Origin of the sequence: Oceanobacillus sp. FSL W7-1304, assembly GCF_037969805.1 — a bacterium.
Lineage (GTDB): Bacteria > Bacillota > Bacilli > Bacillales > Amphibacillaceae > Oceanobacillus > Oceanobacillus profundus.
This window is the reverse complement of the sequence record NZ_CP150211.1, coordinates 899,074-915,256: the sequence shown is the minus strand read 5'-3', so window position 1 is coordinate 915,256 and position 16,183 is coordinate 899,074. Positions and strand designations below refer to the sequence as shown.

Annotated in this window: 21 protein-coding genes; 12 read left to right on the top strand and 9 right to left on the bottom strand. The window is 37.1% G+C overall.

From position 1 onward, the window contains the following. Window positions 1-188: 188 nt before the first annotated feature. A complete protein-coding gene (locus NYE61_RS04670) occupies window positions 189-851 on the bottom strand; it encodes a GntR family transcriptional regulator (RefSeq protein ID WP_303450148.1) in 663 nt (220 codons plus the stop codon). A 93-nt stretch (window positions 852-944) separates the two neighbouring features. Between NYE61_RS04670 and NYE61_RS04665 the strand changes: the two genes are divergently transcribed. The 7 genes from NYE61_RS04665 (at window position 945) to NYE61_RS04635 (ending at window position 5,557) form a co-directional block, all read left to right on the top strand. Continuing rightward, window positions 945-1,841 carry a DMT family transporter gene (locus tag NYE61_RS04665; protein WP_095307412.1) on the top strand — a complete coding sequence of 299 codons (897 nt, stop codon included), beginning with the start codon at window positions 945-947 and terminating at the stop codon, window positions 1,839-1,841. A 244-nt stretch (window positions 1,842-2,085) separates the two neighbouring features. Beyond that, entirely contained in the window at window positions 2,086-2,316 is a 231-nt protein-coding gene (locus NYE61_RS04660; protein WP_095307411.1) for a hypothetical protein, read from the top strand. 328 nt (window positions 2,317-2,644) lie between these two features. Then, the gene (locus NYE61_RS04655) at window positions 2,645-2,962 is read left to right on the top strand and encodes a hypothetical protein (RefSeq protein ID WP_118889019.1); all 318 of its coding nucleotides are present in this window, start codon (window positions 2,645-2,647) and stop codon (window positions 2,960-2,962) included. Between the two features lie 127 nt (window positions 2,963-3,089). Continuing rightward, the gene (locus NYE61_RS04650; protein WP_095307630.1) at window positions 3,090-3,929 is read left to right on the top strand and encodes an alpha/beta hydrolase; all 840 of its coding nucleotides are present in this window, start codon (window positions 3,090-3,092) and stop codon (window positions 3,927-3,929) included. Between the two features lie 36 nt (window positions 3,930-3,965). Next, on the top strand, window positions 3,966-4,508 hold the full coding sequence (locus NYE61_RS04645; protein WP_118889021.1) for an isochorismatase family protein: 543 nt from the start codon (window positions 3,966-3,968) through the stop codon (window positions 4,506-4,508). 100 nt (window positions 4,509-4,608) lie between these two features. Further along, window positions 4,609-5,103, top strand: coding sequence for a Cys-tRNA(Pro) deacylase (gene ybaK / locus NYE61_RS04640; protein WP_118889022.1), 495 nt, complete (start codon window positions 4,609-4,611; stop codon window positions 5,101-5,103). 265 nt (window positions 5,104-5,368) lie between these two features. Continuing rightward, a complete protein-coding gene (locus NYE61_RS04635) occupies window positions 5,369-5,557 on the top strand; it encodes a hypothetical protein (protein ID WP_095307408.1) in 189 nt (62 codons plus the stop codon). Window positions 5,558-5,666: 109 nt separating this feature from the next. On the opposite strand, the gene NYE61_RS04630 is transcribed toward NYE61_RS04635, so the two are convergent. The 6 genes from NYE61_RS04630 to NYE61_RS04605 all read right to left on the bottom strand — a co-directional run bounded on the left by NYE61_RS04630 (window position 5,667) and on the right by NYE61_RS04605 (window position 9,315). Next, a complete protein-coding gene (locus tag NYE61_RS04630; protein WP_303450133.1) occupies window positions 5,667-5,855 on the bottom strand; it encodes a hypothetical protein in 189 nt (62 codons plus the stop codon). A 111-nt stretch (window positions 5,856-5,966) separates the two neighbouring features. After that, complete coding sequence (locus NYE61_RS04625; RefSeq protein ID WP_095307406.1) at window positions 5,967-6,422, bottom strand: YndM family protein; 456 nt, start codon at window positions 6,420-6,422, stop codon at window positions 5,967-5,969. 144 nt (window positions 6,423-6,566) lie between these two features. After that, window positions 6,567-8,036, bottom strand: a complete 1,470-nt coding sequence (locus NYE61_RS04620; RefSeq protein ID WP_095307404.1) for a sodium:solute symporter family protein — start codon at window positions 8,034-8,036, stop codon at window positions 6,567-6,569. Next, entirely contained in the window at window positions 8,036-8,221 is a 186-nt protein-coding gene (locus NYE61_RS04615; RefSeq protein ID WP_095307403.1) for a hypothetical protein, read from the bottom strand. The genes NYE61_RS04620 and NYE61_RS04615 overlap by 1 nt, the downstream gene beginning before the upstream one ends. A 368-nt stretch (window positions 8,222-8,589) precedes the next feature. Beyond that, complete coding sequence (locus NYE61_RS04610; RefSeq protein WP_095307402.1) at window positions 8,590-8,724, bottom strand: BA3454 family stress response protein; 135 nt, start codon at window positions 8,722-8,724, stop codon at window positions 8,590-8,592. A gap of 276 nt (window positions 8,725-9,000) precedes the next feature. After that, the gene (locus NYE61_RS04605; RefSeq protein WP_095307401.1) at window positions 9,001-9,315 is read right to left on the bottom strand and encodes a PepSY domain-containing protein; all 315 of its coding nucleotides are present in this window, start codon (window positions 9,313-9,315) and stop codon (window positions 9,001-9,003) included. A 194-nt stretch (window positions 9,316-9,509) separates the two neighbouring features. Between NYE61_RS04605 and NYE61_RS04600 the strand changes: the two genes are divergently transcribed. Together NYE61_RS04600 and NYE61_RS04595 are read left to right on the top strand one after the other, a co-directional pair. Then, complete coding sequence (locus tag NYE61_RS04600; protein ID WP_118889025.1) at window positions 9,510-10,574, top strand: M42 family metallopeptidase; 1,065 nt, start codon at window positions 9,510-9,512, stop codon at window positions 10,572-10,574. 45 nt (window positions 10,575-10,619) lie between these two features. Continuing rightward, window positions 10,620-11,138: a DUF84 family protein gene (locus NYE61_RS04595; RefSeq protein WP_303450123.1), complete on the top strand. Its 519-nt coding sequence runs from the start codon at window positions 10,620-10,622 to the stop codon at window positions 11,136-11,138. Window positions 11,139-11,218: 80 nt separating this feature from the next. Here the strand turns inward: NYE61_RS04595 and NYE61_RS04590 are convergent, their stop codons facing one another. Both NYE61_RS04590 and NYE61_RS04585 read right to left on the bottom strand, forming a co-directional pair. Beyond that, the gene (locus NYE61_RS04590; RefSeq protein ID WP_095307397.1) at window positions 11,219-11,659 is read right to left on the bottom strand and encodes a YtoQ family protein; all 441 of its coding nucleotides are present in this window, start codon (window positions 11,657-11,659) and stop codon (window positions 11,219-11,221) included. Window positions 11,660-11,704: 45 nt separating this feature from the next. Next, complete coding sequence (locus NYE61_RS04585) at window positions 11,705-11,881, bottom strand: hypothetical protein (protein WP_303450119.1); 177 nt, start codon at window positions 11,879-11,881, stop codon at window positions 11,705-11,707. A 618-nt stretch (window positions 11,882-12,499) separates the two neighbouring features. Between NYE61_RS04585 and NYE61_RS04580 the strand changes: the two genes are divergently transcribed. From NYE61_RS04580 to NYE61_RS04570, 3 genes are read left to right on the top strand one after another with little or no spacing between them, the layout of a single operon-like run. Beyond that, window positions 12,500-13,285, top strand: a complete 786-nt coding sequence (locus tag NYE61_RS04580; RefSeq protein ID WP_303450116.1) for a 2,3-dihydro-2,3-dihydroxybenzoate dehydrogenase — start codon at window positions 12,500-12,502, stop codon at window positions 13,283-13,285. Between the two features lie 54 nt (window positions 13,286-13,339). Further along, window positions 13,340-14,515, top strand: a complete 1,176-nt coding sequence (gene dhbC, locus NYE61_RS04575) for an isochorismate synthase DhbC (protein WP_303450239.1) — start codon at window positions 13,340-13,342, stop codon at window positions 14,513-14,515. Window positions 14,516-14,564: 49 nt separating this feature from the next. Beyond that, window positions 14,565-16,178, top strand: a complete 1,614-nt coding sequence (locus tag NYE61_RS04570; RefSeq protein ID WP_303450113.1) for a (2,3-dihydroxybenzoyl)adenylate synthase — start codon at window positions 14,565-14,567, stop codon at window positions 16,176-16,178. Window positions 16,179-16,183 lie beyond the last annotated feature (5 nt).

The window sequence follows — 16,183 nt, the reverse complement described above, 5'->3', positions numbered from 1 at the left end:
GAGCATTTACGAAATTACTAGACAAAGGATAATATGACAAAAGAAAGCCATCTACTTAGATGGCTTTCTTTATTAGATGTCAAGGATCTTATGTAGTATTCTTAACAAATAATAATAAAAGGTTTATCTCAATATCCTTTAAAGCGAGGTGTGTTCCGACTTATTCATAGTTTGTTTCACCTCTTAAACTACTTATCTTCAGATAATATGTTTTTAAGGCTATTCAACCAATTATTTTTAAGCGTGTCTACCGCTTCTTCTTTATATTTCTTATTTTCCAACCCATCAATAATCATATCATGCTCATTAATAGACTTTTGTTTTGGGATGGCATTATGAAAGTAGAATGATTCTATTCTTATTATTTTCTCTTTTAATTTAGTTAATAGCTTTTCAAGCTCTTTATTCTTAGACATTCTAACAATATGCCCATGAAACTCAATATCGTATTGGAGACATTTTTTGGCGTTGCCTTCTTCAATAGCACTCTTATAAAGGTTATTTATTTCTGCCAGCTGCTTCAATTGTGAAGGAGTGGTGTGAATGAATGCTTCTTGTAGTGCAAGTGATTCCAGAGCAATAACTATGCTATAAGTTTCTTTAACCTCCGTAATGTTAATAGGTGCAACCATGGTGAAACTATTCGGTTTGCTAACAATAAAACCCTCATCCTCTAACCTTAACATAGCCTCTCTTATTGGTGTCCGGCTTATACCTAATTGCTCTGATAATTCCTTATCCTTAATCTTCATCTCAGGTTTTAATTCACCAGATATAATGGCATCTTTAATGATTTCATAAGCATTATTACGCATCGATACACGATTAATTTTATTCCCTTTTAAATTCATTTTATCACCTGCAAAAAAAGTATTTACTTTTTGATATCTAATATGTAATATATCAATTATGATGAGTTTATTCAAGTCTGGAGGGGAATTTATATGAAGCCGAAAAACATAAATGTTTTACTTGTTATTACAATTGTTTGTATTTCTTTATCAGCTATTTTCGTTAAATTATCTAATGCACCTTCTACCATTATGGTTATGTATCGGATGTTTTTAGGATGTCTGTTATTATTGCCGTTTGTTCTAAAGTATAGAAAAACACTAAAACAGATTACAAGAAAAGAATGGCTTGCTATTATCTTCGCGGGTATGTTTTTAGCTGGTCATTTTGGATTGTGGTTTGAATCACTTAATCATACATCTGTTGCAAGTTCTACTTTGATATTAGCCCTACAGCCAGCGATAGCACTAATTGGAGGGCTTATTTTCTTTAAAGAAAAAATACATTTACGTACACTTTTAACTTTGGGCATTGCTTTTTTTGGAGTTGCTATTGTTGGAGGAGGTAACCTTGGATTAGGCAGAGATGTATTATTTGGAAATATATTATCACTACTATCTGTTTTTTCTGTAGTATTTTATCTGTTAATTGGTCAAAGAAACGTGAAATCACTTAATCATTGGGTTTACAGCTTTCTAGTTTTCTTTTTTGCGGGTACAACCATGATTATTTTTAATATCATTGGTGAAATTCCTCTTAACGGTTATTCAGCTAATGATTGGATGGTATTTATATTACTTGCCATTTTTCCAACTGGGGCACATATCATATATAACTTATTGTTGAATTATGTAAATACAACCACTGTATCTATGAGTACTTTAGGTGAACCTATCGGTGCTTCATTATTAGCTATTGTTTTCTTGAATGAAATGTTAACATTTGTAGAGATATTTGGCGGCTCTTTAATCATTATTGGGATTTATCTGTTCTTAAAATGGCAAAGTGGTACAAACAAGGTCTTATCAAAACAAGCAAAAAATGCTTAATGACTGATTAATCCCACAGATAAGAATTTGAATATTAAAAGAGCATAATTTAAAAGTTGATTAGACATTTTGGGTTAATAACCTTTTTTTTTGGTTTTTTAAGGATTCGTATTAAGTTATTAAAATAACAGGAATCCTTATCAAGAAACTCGAGCGACTATTCAATTTACGTTGATCGGATGTTTTTACCATGGTAAAAAAGGGCAGTTTATTTGGGAGGTAATTGGAAAGGATATGATTTTACATGAGATTATACGATAAGCCGATTAAAGCATATTTACATAACGATTTAAGTGCTGTTGAGGAACATGGTAGGCAACTCATATACTTTTTTGAAAAGGGGTACGTGACAGTTCTTGGTGAATTTGAATGTGAGAAATATATTGGAAAAACAGCTTATATTATTTTTAATCAGGAGGATGTTATATCTGTTGGTAAAGGAATGCTGCGATTTGTTGATGGCGAGGACAAATAAATCGTTCGTACTGCATGATGATAGGACTCTTCTTGAAGTCATTGGTGAAAGTGTTAAGTAAGGCGATCATTAATTTGGTCGTCCTTTTTTTAGGGTGTATTAATTGAATATTATGGTATTATTTAAGAAGGAGATATTGCTTAAGCGGCAAAGTAGCTAAAGAGTCCAATTGGATTGTGTTCAACAATCGAGCCATGCTGTTAAAGACCTAGCAATAACGAATAAGCAAATATTGGGATTGACTACTAGCATCTTTTTCTTTGATGAAGGTACAGGTTTGTTCTGCGGTATTAGAAAATTAAAAAGTTTTAAACGAGGGAGTTTGAAAATGGAAAATGAAGAAGTAAAAATGTTAAAAAGGGAACTGCACAAAGAAATTATTGTTTTGAAAAACGAACAAAAATCATTCAAGCGACGTGTCAGCACTATTGCAAACATAATTATTCCTGGAATTGGATTTGTCTTCTATGGTAGCTCTTTTTTAAAAGCTCTTATCTTTTTTCTTCTTTTCTTCTCCTATAACATTATATATTTTAATAATCTTTACCCTCTAATTGGTGGTATAGGTATTGCTATTATATATTATATTCCAGCAGTAATAATTTGGTTTGTCAGTACAATAATGGTCGCCAGTCTGGACGATTGAATTTTTCACGGGTGGGTGCATTCTGATTATCTTTACAATAATCAGTAAATTTAGAGAAGGTGCGCTTTTAATTAATAAAACAGAGAGTAATTGTTTGAAAACACAGACGAGAAACGAGGTAGGTATGGTGTGGAAACAGAGCTTTATTGAGACAAGCCGAGGAAGATTTGAATATTTTCAAAAGGGAAACGGAGAGCCACTATGTGTAACTCACCTGTATAGCGAATATAATACAAATGGAAATACATTTGCCCAACCATTTACGGATCACTATACGGTTTATTTAGTGAATTTGAAAGGATGCGGTAACTCGGTGAAAGCAGTGCATGAATCAGAGTATCGTATGTCTGAAACGGTTAAGGATTTAGAGGCAATTCGGGAAGCATTAAACATTGCGAAATGGGGATTTGCAGGGCATTCAACAGGAGGAATGCTTGCATTAATGTATGGAGCAACAGCACAGGAGAGCCTAACAAAAATAATTGGCGGAGGGCTATGCGCATCAGCTGCATATATGGATCACCCAGGAAGTATCTATTGTAAAGAGAATCCGAATAACGCTCGTATAATTGAAATTTTACGCTTGCTTGATTCACCAACAACCCCGATTGAAGAAAGAAGAGCATTAAATAAAGAGTGGTTTTTAATGTCTATCTTCGACTACGAACAGTACGAAGAAATTATAAATCGTCCAAACAGTGGAAAAGCGGTCAGTCCACGTCTCAACTATTTTTCATACCAAGAATTGAAAACCTACGACGTCAGACCCTTGTTACCTAGTATTCAAATTCCTGCATCTATTTATTGCGGGCTTTATGATGCGCAATGTCCGCATGTTTTTTCAAAAGAAGCAGCAGATTTAATGCCAAATGCAAGTATGACAACTTTTGAGAGAAGCAATCATAATCCATTTGTAGAAGAGGAAGAGTCGTTTGTTCAGTTTGTTCAAAGTACGGTAAGCAATTAGGTTAACTATTTAGAATATAAATTAGGTGGTGTAATAATGAGAGCTCTGCTCGTAATCGACGTGCAACATGCTATTGTAGAATGTAAAGATTTCCAGCAAGAACTGAACAATATAGAATCTATTATTCGTGATTTTAAAGAAAATGAGGAGCCCATAATTTTTATAAGACATTTAGAAGGTGATGAAAAAAGTCCATTTTATAGGGAATCCCCAAGCTCAGAATTGCATCATGCTTTAAAAAAATATGCAGATATTGTAATTGAAAAGAAGACGCCAAGTTCCTTTTTTCAGACAAATCTGAGTGAAAAGTTAGATCAACTCGGAGTAAATCATCTCTTTATAACAGGATTCGAAACAGAATTTTGCTGTCAATTTACTGCAATCGCTGCTTATGACAGAGGCTATCGGGTAACGTTTATTGAAGATGCAACTGGGACGGTTAATGACGAAGCTACTTATGAAATGAAAGGATTGGATATAAGAGATTTCGTTGGAACTGTATTGCATTGGTCAACTGTTATAGAAGTACTCGACCAAGAGGAGTATGTGGGGAAGTATCAATCTTCAACCAAAGCTTAAAAGATAGAACCTGTACGTGAATGGGCAGTTTCCTATAGGGAACTATCAGATTTATGATAAGATGATTGTATACAAAATCGTTAAAGAAGGTCACTACCCAATGAAGAAAAAAAAGATACAAAAAACGAATGCCATCCGCTTGTTGGATAAAGAAAAAATTGACTATACCATTTATGAATATCCGTGGAACGAGGAGCAGTTAGATGCTCGGACTGCTGCGGAAAAAGTAGGTATGCAACTTGATAAAATATATAAAACCTTAGTGACAGTCGGTGATAAGACTGGTGTGACGATAGCCTGTATCCCAGCTGAAAATGAACTCGATTTAAAAGCATTAGCAAAAGTAAGTGACAACAAAAAGATGGAAATGCTACCGATGAAGGATTTAGAAAAAACAACAGGCTATATACGTGGTGGCTGCTCACCGATTGGAATGAAAAAAAGTTTTTCAACGTATCTTGCTGCTGAAGCTAAAACGATGGGAAGAATCGTTGTCTCAGCTGGAAAAAGAGGGATGCAAATCGAATTAGCACCATTTGATTTGATAACTGTAACAAAAGCAGCCTATGCAGAAATTGCTTCAAGAAATAGTTAAATAATTTATTACCTTAGGAATCAATTCACCCTATAAGTGGATTGATTTTTTTTCCTATTACCTAGTTATCTCCTTTAACTTCACTAAAAGAAAAAACATTGCATCTACATCATACACCTTTCAACACAACCTAGAAAAAATTCGTAATGAGACAACCTTGCACTTTCATACACTATAATTGGAGTTTTTTTCGTGATTCACCGGTATGATTCACCATTCTTAAGGAAAGAATAATTTAATATACACAAAGAGAGGGAAATGAGTTATGAACCAGTATTTAACACATACGGAATTAGAGAACTTACATTATTTGATAGGTGAACATCAGAAAATTGCCAATCAGTTAGAAGTGCTTGCACAAACTTCAGCAAACCCTAAAATCAAATCGAATCTGAAAATAGCTGCAGAATCTGCGAAAGCAGCACATAATCAATTGTTATCATCTTTTCGTTAATGAGCCTGAGTATAAACTACTCGGGTTTCTTTATTTACCGATTCCAATCAGGATATGATGTTATCACTTAAAAAACCTGTCTCACTGATCCGCGAGACAGGTTTCCGTATTAACGATTGTTGTTATTGTTTCTGTTACGTTTATTATTGTTATCGTTGTTGTTATTGTTGTTGTTGTTATTGTTATCTAAATCATCTAGAAATTCGTTCGCGAACTCAACGTTATTAACTTCCTGGTTATTATTGTTATGATTGTTGTTATTGTTGTTTCTATTGCGGTTGTTCTGTCTGTTATTCATGTTATTCCTCCTAGGATTTGTTTGTAAAAACAATTCACTACATCATAAAGTGGCTTTTACAATCCATATTGTGTACCATTTTATAAAAAATACTCCTACAAATACAAAATATTATTTTTCATCTTGATTTGTTGGATCATTTGGTTTATCTAACTCCGAACTAAACTCTGTTTGGAAATATCGTTTTGGAAGGTAAACAACTTTGTTCTCCGTATTTTTTAAATTTCGTAACACTTCTCGCCTCATATATTGATGGAAAAATACTTCCCCAACGGTGATGACGGCGGCAGTTATAAATGCTGCTGAACCAATTGGAACGGATGCGTTAAAGAGCATATTTCCAATAAAAAGCACAACTACCCATGCAAGGATAAAATCGCTGATTAATGCCATGCTTTTTTCAATCAATGGTATAACAAACACATCACCAAGAAAAGCCAGTCCAGTAAGAAGCACACTTGTTGTTATTACTCCTGCAAAAGAAACATTGAAAAAGAGTCCAAGGACAATGCTTACAATGACAGTTGTTAAAATAAATTTAATGATTAACGGTTTGATATATTTCATAGAATCCGCATCCTCTCTATAGTGAACATACTTTTTATAGGTTATCCCATTCTAAGAGAAGTCATTCATTGGAAAATAAACATGGTGAGTTAACTATTCATGACAATAAAAAAGACCCCTTCAAAATTGAAGGGACTCAACTTCCTAGCTTTCTTTTTTTAATGCTTGGCGGATATAGGTAAGAAATTCATTTGCTTTTGCTTCGGGAGCTTTTGTTAGTAAACTAACTCCAATAAAAAGAATCGTTGAAATTCCAATTCCCCAAAGTCCCGAGGCAAGTCCAAATGGTTTCACTTGGAAAAACTCGAGAAGAATAACAATAATCCCAGCAACTAAAACACTGGAAAGAACACCTGCTGCACTTCCTCTTTTCCAAAAGAAGGTTCCAATGATTGCTGGCACAACTACAATTAATCCAGCCGAGGAAGCTACAGAAAGCACTGCAATTAAATTCAGTTGCATTTCAGCAAAAAGATAGGCAAGGAGAGCGATGATTGGAATAACAATTTTTCCAACTCGAAGCTGTAACCTGTCACTCGTATTCTTTTTGATATTTCCATAAACATCCTTAGCAAAAAGGGATGATAACGTTAATAAAATCGAATCGATTGTTGAAATTGCCGCCGCCATGATCCCAACCATGACGATAACTCCAAGGACAGGAGGTACTAAATCTGAAGAAAGCACCAATGGTGTTGCAAGATCAGCGTTTTCTAAGTTAGGAAACATGATTGCAGCAGAGTAGCCCCAGATAATAGCAACAAAGGTATAAATAAAACCAAATACAAGAAAGCCCATCAGCATATTTTTTAAGCTTTTTAAGGATGCTGGCATATACAAACGTTGACTGACTTGTGGATTGGAAAGACTAAAGAAGAACCAAGGAATCGTTAATCCTAGAAATGTAAGAAAACTAAAAAATCCGTTACCTGGAACCGTTAATAATTCAGGTTGCGTCGTTTCAATCGTTTCAAAGAATGTAGTAAACCCACCTAATCCGTTCACAAGAATAAGTACAACCACTGTAGAGCTAACAATCATAAACAATGCTTGAAGGGAGTCTGTCCATGCTACAGAACGAATACCGGCAATGTATGTAAAAACAATCGCAAGTAGTGTAGCAATAAGGACACCTGTCGTATAAGGAATAGCATTATTCGTAACACCTTGCAATAAGTAACCGACACCTGAAAGCTGAACAGCACTGTACGGTATAAGAAACAAACAGTTTGTAACCGCAACAACAATTGCAACATATTTATTATCATAACGATCACCAAGCATTTCAGATGGTGTCACATACCCATACTTTTTCCCCACCACCCAAAATCGAGGACCAAAGAAGGCAACTAATGAAACACCCATCAAGTATATTAGTTCAAACCCGAGTGCTCCTACACCACCACTATAGGTTAGACCAGCTAGCCCCACGAGCATAAATGCACTGTAAGTGGTAGCGCTGTAGCTAAGTGCTGAGACAAATCCACCCATTTTTCGGTCGCCGAGAAAATAGCTCTCCATATTATGCTGTTTGCCCGTTCTGGATAGAAATGCAATAACGAGGGCCAGCAAGACGTAAATCGAAATAGCCCACCAAACAAGAGAAGTTGTCATTATTTTTTACCCCAATTCTTTGTCAAGAAATAATTCATGATAATTGTAATAAGTGCCAAAGCAATCCATAACAAGAAGCTTCCATACCATTTTGTAACATTCGCGAGCACGGTATAGGGAAGGATAAATGCTAGTAAAACAATAACCAAGATAAGTAATGCCCATGTTAACTCATTTGTTTTCATCAAATACCTCCGAAACATGTAATCAATAATCTATTTTGCCACTGAAAGATAAGGTCATCCGTAAATCGTTTACAAATTGTCGTTGTCTAATTAAAGCATGAATATGATATTTAATGTGAAAAAATTCACATTAAAAGGACTACTTAGTATAAATTTTGGACAAACCTCCTATATCAACATTTAAAATATATAAGAATTATCATAGCAAATAGATTTAATTTTTGCCATATTTTATTTGAATTTATAATAGGTTTTATTTAAGTGGATATTGGAGTTGGGGGGGAGAATCTTGAAATAGTTATACAATAGACGATCTATGGAGGAAATTAAAAAAAGCAGGTATCGTTAACAGATGCCTACTTATGAAATCATTCTTTCCATTGCTGTTCAATTTGTGAAATAGCTATTTGCAATATTTCTTCATCACTTGTATCGTTTGTTGTGATTACATTCGTGTTGTAGAGCTTACCGTCATAGTCGATGGTAAGATTAATTTGAATCATTTTGTGTCCTCCTGTCAAAAAAATGAAATTAATGTCGAATTGACTAAATATTATATCAATTACATTTATTATACGATAAGTTTACCTGTTTGTATAGGTAATTGCCTGCAATTTTACAAAAACTTAGTATGGAATTAATATGAACGTTTGCTGGTTAGACTGTGACTAGTCCGGGGAGGGGAATTGATGCAATGGCTTTAAGCGGTAAAGATAACTTGAAGACAATAAAAGCTACCTTAAAAGTAATTATCTTCTAAAGTAGCTTTTGTTGTCTTCTTATACAGTTTGTTTCGTGTCGATAATCCCACCAGTTTCTACATCTACATAAAATTCATATTGCTTATTTTCACCATCGATATTACGGGTAATGCCGCCGCGATAGGCATTATAAAGAAGGCCATTACGTTCGACTTCCTCTGGTTTCATATAAATCCATGATCCACTAATTGGCCCTTTGCGTTTAAACATTTCTTTTGCATGATTTAAAGCTTTCTCTGGAGTTACTTTTTGATAGTGGTTGACTTGTTCCCTTGCCAAGTATCCGATTGCAAAACCGAATGCAGCGGCAAGAATCACTTTTCTTCTGCTCAATACGTTCACCTCTTGAAAAAGATTAGTAGACTGTATATGAAGTGCGTGTTGAACACCTCTATTATGTGCAAGTATACAGGATTATCGCATAAAATGAAAACGATAGTGCGTGATAAGTGGAAAGTTTTCGACGGTTTCAGTTATACTAAAATTGGATGTTCTAAATCGTTTATACCTATTTGGAGGGAAATAAGATGAAACAAGTTACACTTGAGCTATTTAAAAATCTGACAGAGCTGCAAGGTGCGCCGGGGAATGAGCATCTTGTCCGTTCTTTTATGAAAAAAGAATTAGAAAAGTATGCAGATGAGATCATTCAGGATAACCTTGGTGGCGTTTTTGGTGTAAAGCATGGAGAAGGACCGCGCGTTATGGTGGCAGGCCATATGGATGAAGTCGGCTTTATGGTGACGCAAATAACAGACAATGGTATGCTTCGCTTTCAACCACTTGGTGGCTGGTGGAATCAAGTAATGCTTGCGCAGCGTGTCCAAGTAATGACGAAAAACGGTCCTGTAATTGGTGTGATTGGTTCAATCCCGCCACATCTTTTAACAGAGGCACAACGTAAGAAGCCGATGGAAATTAAGAATATGCTCATTGATATCGGTGCAGATGATCGGGAGGATGTAGAGAAGATTGGCGTACGTCCAGGAGATTCCATCGTCCCAATCACACCTTTTGAGCCGATGGCAAACAATAAAAAAATTCTTGCTAAAGCTTGGGACAACCGCTACGGCTGTGGGCTTGCTATCGAATTAATGAAGGAATTACAACATGACACATTGCCAAACCAATTGTATTCTGGTGCAACTGTACAAGAAGAAGTTGGGTTACGCGGAGCACAAGTAGCAGCGAATATGATTGGACCAGATATCTATTATGCACTGGATGCTTCACCAGCAAATGATGCATCAGGCGATAAAAAAGCGTTTGGTCAATTAGGCAAAGGCGCATTGCTTCGTATTTTTGACCGGACGATGATTACACATCGCGGTATGCGTGAATTTGTTTTGGATACGGCAGAGTCGAACAACATTCCATATCAATATTTTATTTCGCAAGGTGGAACAGATGCCGGGCGTGTACACCTGTCTGGTGATGGTGTGCCGTCAGCAGTTATTGGAATCTGTTCACGTTACATTCATACGTCTGCATCCATCATTCATGTAGACGATTATGCAGCAGCGAAAGAATTGTTAGTGAAGCTAGTTAAAACGACAGACCAAAACATGCTTGAAGTAATAAGAAAGGCGTAAAGGAGTTTCGAGTTTATTGTTTATACAAGCACGAGGTGAATGAGGATGAAGATTAAAATTGGTTCAAAAAACCCAACGAAAATTAATGCAGTTTCCGAAGTTTTTCCAGATGCTTCGATAACTGCTTTCAATGCAAGTTCTGGCGTATCGAAACAGCCATTTTCAGACGAAGAAACAATGCTTGGAGCAGTAAATCGAGCAACGCAATGTGCGGAAGTTGAAGACATAGCAATTGGCATCGGACTAGAGGGCGGTGTCATGTACGTCGACAGCAGGTTATATTTATGTAATTGGGGCGCACTTGTTACACCAGAGGGCCAGATATTTACGGCTAGTGGTGCTCGAGTTGCTTTACCAAAAGAACTAGAAGCTGGATTGCGTGATGGTGCAGAGCTAGGCGATCTAATGGATCGCTATGCAGAAAAGCAAGCAGTACGGACTCGAGAAGGAGCGATTGGAATTTTCACGAATGATCTGGTATCGCGACAGGAAATGTTCGTGCATGTTGTGAAGCTGTTACGCGGTCAATGGGAATACTGGAGTGAAAAAAATAACCGAAAGTAAGGGAGACCCCTTACTTTCGGTTCTTTCGTTCGGAGCGCAGTCGGTACATCGCTAATCAGGCACTTGCGCTTTTGTTCTTCTTATTCATAAATATATGCTAATACCTCTAATGCCTGATCGACTGTTTCTACTGTAACATTCGCTTTATTGGAAAGCTCTTTCAACGGATGAATTAAAGATTCTGGACGAATAATAATAGTTGGTTTATTCATTGCAATGGCAGCACTTGCGTCCATTGCAGTGTTCCATTGCTTATACTGCTCTCCAAATAGCGCAATCACAACATCCGATTTCTGCATTAATACTTGTGTACGGAAGTTATTTACACTGGAAGCGGCGTCGTCTTTATACAACTTGCCAGGCTGTTCACCTAAAATATCCTCTCCAATATCATCCGAACGGTCATGATTGGTTTGTGGTGCAACAAATTTTAATGGAAGATCTCGTTCCTTTGCTTTTTGTTGTACCTCATCACGCCAATCTGTATGAATTTGCCCCGCTAAATATACAGTTAGTTCCATTTTTATCCCTCCCAAGATTGATTCTACTATTAATAGTAACGAATTTTAAACTGATTGCAAAGGAATCGCTGTTGAAATTTTATTTTCCAGAAGTAATTCTCCTATCGGATAAACTATTACGCGTTTCTCGCAATGCAAACCTTGAATAGCAGTGCCAGCAATGATAATTTCAGGGAATCCGAAATCAAGAACTCTGCTTCTGGGAAAGAAAATATATTCCATGCTGTTATGCCTAGTGCAATGTCATTAACAGCATCTTTCTTAAAGTGTATATATACCCTTTTTTTATGAAATAAATTCTTCACGAAAATAGTTAACAACAAAATATGGAGTCTCACAAATTTCAGGTAGTCTTTGAAAATAAGCCCTAAATTACTAAAAAAAAATTCATTCATGTCTTAAGGCTGATTTTGTTTTATTACACATAATCAATTTTACTTATCCATTAATAAATGACCTTTATAGTACTCGAAAAAATAAAGCATTACCTTAGCAATAGGAACAGAAGAGCAAATAACATAAACGATGGAAAAACACTTGATTTTTAAAATTTTCAAGCCTATCATATATCTTTAGTTGATATTGATAATCATTTTCAATTGTGTTTTATTGTAAAAGTACAATATTTTACGTTTTTAAAAAGTGATAAACAAAGAAAAAACTATGTATTTATACTTAAGAAATACAGGTGTAGTACAAAATTACCAAATGATAAAAAATTAAGAAAAATAGTTGATTTTCACGTTAATAGCGTCTATGATGGGTGTCAATGATTGATAATGAAAATCATTCTCAATTATTTTTTTCACCCAGAACCAATTATTCGAAAGGAATGGTGCTATGAATGTGAGTGAAATCAATGGGAAAATTGCTGTCGTTACTGGGGCGGCAGGAGGGATGGGACAAATTATTTCCGAGAAGCTTGCTGAGAATGGTGCAGTAATTGCGGCAATCGATACAAATAGTCAAGTACTGAAAAAGTGCGTAAAAGAATTGCAGGATAAAGGCTATCAGGCTACAGGTTTTTCAATAGATATCAGCAATTTAGATGCTGTTGAGGAAGTTGTTGCTTTTATTGAATCCGATGTCGGACCTATCGAGATCCTAGTAAATGCGGCTGGTATGCTGCGATTAGGAGAGATCGATGTGCTCGATAAAGAAGATTGGAATGCAAGCTTTGCTGTCAATGCTACCGGCGTGTTTCATGTATCAAGTACTGTTTCTAGGCGCATGATCCCTCGTAAAAGTGGAGCCATCATTACGGTAAGCTCTAATGCGGCTCATATGCCAAGAATGGCAATGGCTGCATATGGAGCTTCTAAAGCGGCCGCAACAATGTTTACAAAATGTATGGGACTAGAGCTCGCCCAGTATAACATTCGCTGTAATGTTATTTCTCCCGGTTCCACGGAAACAAGTATGCTGAAAAAACTTTGGAAAGATGAACACGGTGCCCAAAAAACGATAGAAGGCCAATCTGAGGCATACCGAGTTGGAATTCCTCTGGGTAAGCTAGGCAAACCAAAGGATATTGCTGAAACGGTACTATTTTTAGTTTCCGATCATGCATCCCATATAACCATGCACGATATGGTTATCGATGGAGGAGCTACTTTAGGCATATAACATGGAGGAGGTAATTAGAAAGTGAGTAAAACAAGTGTTGCAAAACATAAATCGATGCTAGATGAGTATGCAGCAGGAGATTTCTTCCTAGCATCGCCAAATCAAACGATGGTAGGAAAAGGTATATTTTCAGTTATTGAGAAGGCAATGGAAACTGAAAATCAATTATTTAGCCTACCATCACGTGTAGAGGCTGCTCTCAATCAAGCGAAGCAGGCTGGACACCCTTATCCTGTTGCTGTGGGAGCAGTACCTTTTGATTACTCGGAAGATTCGGAAATAATTATTCCTGAGAAAGTGGATGTTTCCGAGCCTTTAGATATAGACGAAGAACAGCAGGAATCTTTATTCGACATGTATCCATATGAAATGCAGCCTATACCAGAACCAGAGGAATATATGAATGGTGTTAACCAGGGGTTGAAGAAGATTGCAACAGGACATATCGACAAGATTGTTGTTTCCAGGGCTTTGCATTTTAGCACAGTGGAGCAGGTTGATGTTAACCAGCTTTTAAGAAATCTGGCGCTACATAATAAGCAAGGGTATACATTTGCAGTCGATTTAACGGATGAAAAACCGACCAGAAAACAAAAGGAATCTAAAGGAAAACGTACGCTAGTTGGCGCAAGCCCAGAACTGCTTGTATCCAAATGCGGACATACTGTATTTGCAAATCCCCTTGCAGGTTCCCGTCCTCGCAGTGATGATTCAGTCGAAGATCAAAGGCGGGCCAACGAGCTGCTAGATTCGGAAAAAGACTTATATGAGCATGCTGTCGTAGTTGACATGGTGAAGGAAGCACTTGCTCCTTTCTGTGAAACAATGGAAGTGCCAGAGTCACCGTCCTTAGTGAAGACAGAAGCAATGTGGCATCTCTCGACAGAGATACGTGGAACTTTAAAACAGCTCGAAACATCTTCGCTGGAACTCGCTATTGCACTGCATCCGACACCAGCTGTTTGTGGTTATCCAACAGCATTAGCTCGTGAAGCTATCTATGAGATAGAGCCATTTGACCGAGGTCTCTTTACCGGAATGGTCGGTTGGTGTGATGAAAACGGGGATGGAGAATGGATTGTAACAATACGCTGTGCCGAAGTAAAGGAACGTTCTATACGGCTGTTTGCAGGTGCGGGAGTGGTAGCTGGTTCAAAAGCAGAAGAAGAATTGAACGAGACTTCAGCCAAGTTTCGAACGATGCTCCAGGCAATGGGTATAAAAGACTGATAGAAGTTTTGCAGGAAACTATAAACGAACGAGCAGGGAGGAAACTATTTTGTTAGATGGATGTCAACCTTGGCCCCATGAAATTGCCGCATTTTACCGTGATACAGATTGCTGGCGGGGTGAAACATTTGGGCAAATATTGCGTGATAGAGCCGCTATGTATAGTGAGAATATTGCTTTAACGTATGGTGAAGAGCATGTGAGCTATAAAACATTGGATGAGAGAGTAGACCAATTAGCTGCAGGATTTCAGCGAATAGGATTAAAAAAAGAAGACCGTGTTGTCGTTCAATTACCAAATACAATTGCATTTTTTGAGGTTTGTTTTGCATTGTTTAGGCTGGGTGTATTGCCAGTGTTTTCACTTCCGACGCATCGATATAGTGAGATCCAATATTTCTGCGCATTTTCGGAAGCGAAGGCGTATATTATGCCAGATCATTTCAATGGCTATAATTATTTCGACATGGCTCGGGAAGTACGTGAAAATACACCTTCCTTGCAGCATGTTATTACACTTGGTGAATCAGAGGATTTTATGAAATTAGCCGATTTATATATCGATGATCAATATATACAGCCTGAAGTATCACCTAGTGACATTGCTTTTCTACAGCTTTCAGGAGGAAGCACAGGGCTTTCTAAACTGATACCGAGAACACATGATGAATATATTTATAGCTTGCGCAGGAGCAATGAAATATGCGACCTAAACGAGCAGAGCGTCTATTTGGCCGTTTTGCCGATTGCGCATAATTATCCGTTAAGTTCACCGGGGGTGCTTGGCGCACTTTATGCTGGTGCCAGGATTGTTCTTTCCCCTGGTCCGAGTCCAGATGAAGCCTTTCCACTGATTGAAAAAGAGAAAGTAAGTATTACAGCACTTGTTCCGCCACTAGCAATTATTTGGCTGGAAGCTGTCAAAACACGTTCTTGCGATTTCTCCAGTCTTCAGGTTATTCAAGTCGGTGGTGCACATTTCAGTTCAGAAACTGCTAAAAGAATTCAGCCAGCATTTGATTGCAAATTGCAGCAGGTTTATGGGATGGCTGAAGGTTTAGTGAATTATACCAGATTAGATGATCCCGATGAAATTGTCATCCATACCCAAGGGCGTCCGATGTCCCCTTACGATGAAATCCGGATTGTTGACGAGGAAGATCGTGAAGTAGCACAAGGAGAAGCCGGAGAATTGTTAACTCGTGGCCCATATACAATCCGGGGATATTATAAAGCAGATCACCATAATGCAAAAGCATTTACTTCAGATGGATTTTACCGTACAGGGGATTTAGTGAGTTTAAATGAAGCAGGATATATCGTTATGGAAGGCCGAGTCAAAGATCAAATTAACCGTGGTGGTGAAAAAATAGCAGCAGAAGAAGTGGAAGATCATCTGATTGCACATCGTCATGTATTAGATGTCGCGATTGTCTCCATGCCTGATAAATTTCTCGGTGAGCGGTCTTGTGCATTTATTATCCCATTTGAGCAAACACCGTCTGCCGCTGAAATAAAGGCGTTTCTGCAAAAGAGAGGGATTGCAACTTATAAAATTCCTGATCGAATCGAGATCGTTAATTCCTTTCCGCAAACACCTTTCGGGAAAGTCAGTAAAAAAGCTTTACGTAAGATGATTACAGAAAAATTAGCAAATGTATAAAATCA

Excerpts from the sequence above, each read along its gene's own strand:
- NYE61_RS04670 (WP_303450148.1), bottom strand. The coding sequence starts at position 851 with ATGAATTTAAAAGGGAATAAAATTAATCGTGTATCGATGCGTAATAAT.
- NYE61_RS04665 (WP_095307412.1), top strand. The coding sequence starts at position 945 with ATGAAGCCGAAAAACATAAATGTTTTACTTGTTATTACAATTGTTTGT.
- NYE61_RS04660 (WP_095307411.1), top strand. The coding sequence starts at position 2,086 with ATGAGATTATACGATAAGCCGATTAAAGCATATTTACATAACGATTTA.
- NYE61_RS04655 (WP_118889019.1), top strand. The coding sequence starts at position 2,645 with ATGGAAAATGAAGAAGTAAAAATGTTAAAAAGGGAACTGCACAAAGAA.
- NYE61_RS04645 (WP_118889021.1), top strand. The coding sequence starts at position 3,966 with ATGAGAGCTCTGCTCGTAATCGACGTGCAACATGCTATTGTAGAATGT.
- ybaK (WP_118889022.1), top strand. The coding sequence starts at position 4,609 with ATGAAGAAAAAAAAGATACAAAAAACGAATGCCATCCGCTTGTTGGAT.
- NYE61_RS04635 (WP_095307408.1), top strand. The coding sequence starts at position 5,369 with ATGAACCAGTATTTAACACATACGGAATTAGAGAACTTACATTATTTG.
- NYE61_RS04630 (WP_303450133.1), bottom strand. The coding sequence starts at position 5,855 with ATGAATAACAGACAGAACAACCGCAATAGAAACAACAATAACAACAAT.
- NYE61_RS04625 (WP_095307406.1), bottom strand. The coding sequence starts at position 6,422 with ATGAAATATATCAAACCGTTAATCATTAAATTTATTTTAACAACTGTC.
- NYE61_RS04620 (WP_095307404.1), bottom strand. The coding sequence starts at position 8,036 with ATGACAACTTCTCTTGTTTGGTGGGCTATTTCGATTTACGTCTTGCTG.
- NYE61_RS04615 (WP_095307403.1), bottom strand. The coding sequence starts at position 8,221 with ATGAAAACAAATGAGTTAACATGGGCATTACTTATCTTGGTTATTGTT.
- NYE61_RS04610 (WP_095307402.1), bottom strand. The coding sequence starts at position 8,724 with ATGATTCAAATTAATCTTACCATCGACTATGACGGTAAGCTCTACAAC.
- NYE61_RS04600 (WP_118889025.1), top strand. The coding sequence starts at position 9,510 with ATGAAACAAGTTACACTTGAGCTATTTAAAAATCTGACAGAGCTGCAA.
- NYE61_RS04595 (WP_303450123.1), top strand. The coding sequence starts at position 10,620 with ATGAAGATTAAAATTGGTTCAAAAAACCCAACGAAAATTAATGCAGTT.
- NYE61_RS04590 (WP_095307397.1), bottom strand. The coding sequence starts at position 11,659 with ATGGAACTAACTGTATATTTAGCGGGGCAAATTCATACAGATTGGCGT.
- NYE61_RS04585 (WP_303450119.1), bottom strand. The coding sequence starts at position 11,881 with ATGGAATATATTTTCTTTCCCAGAAGCAGAGTTCTTGATTTCGGATTC.
- NYE61_RS04580 (WP_303450116.1), top strand. The coding sequence starts at position 12,500 with ATGAATGTGAGTGAAATCAATGGGAAAATTGCTGTCGTTACTGGGGCG.
- dhbC (WP_303450239.1), top strand. The coding sequence starts at position 13,340 with ATGCTAGATGAGTATGCAGCAGGAGATTTCTTCCTAGCATCGCCAAAT.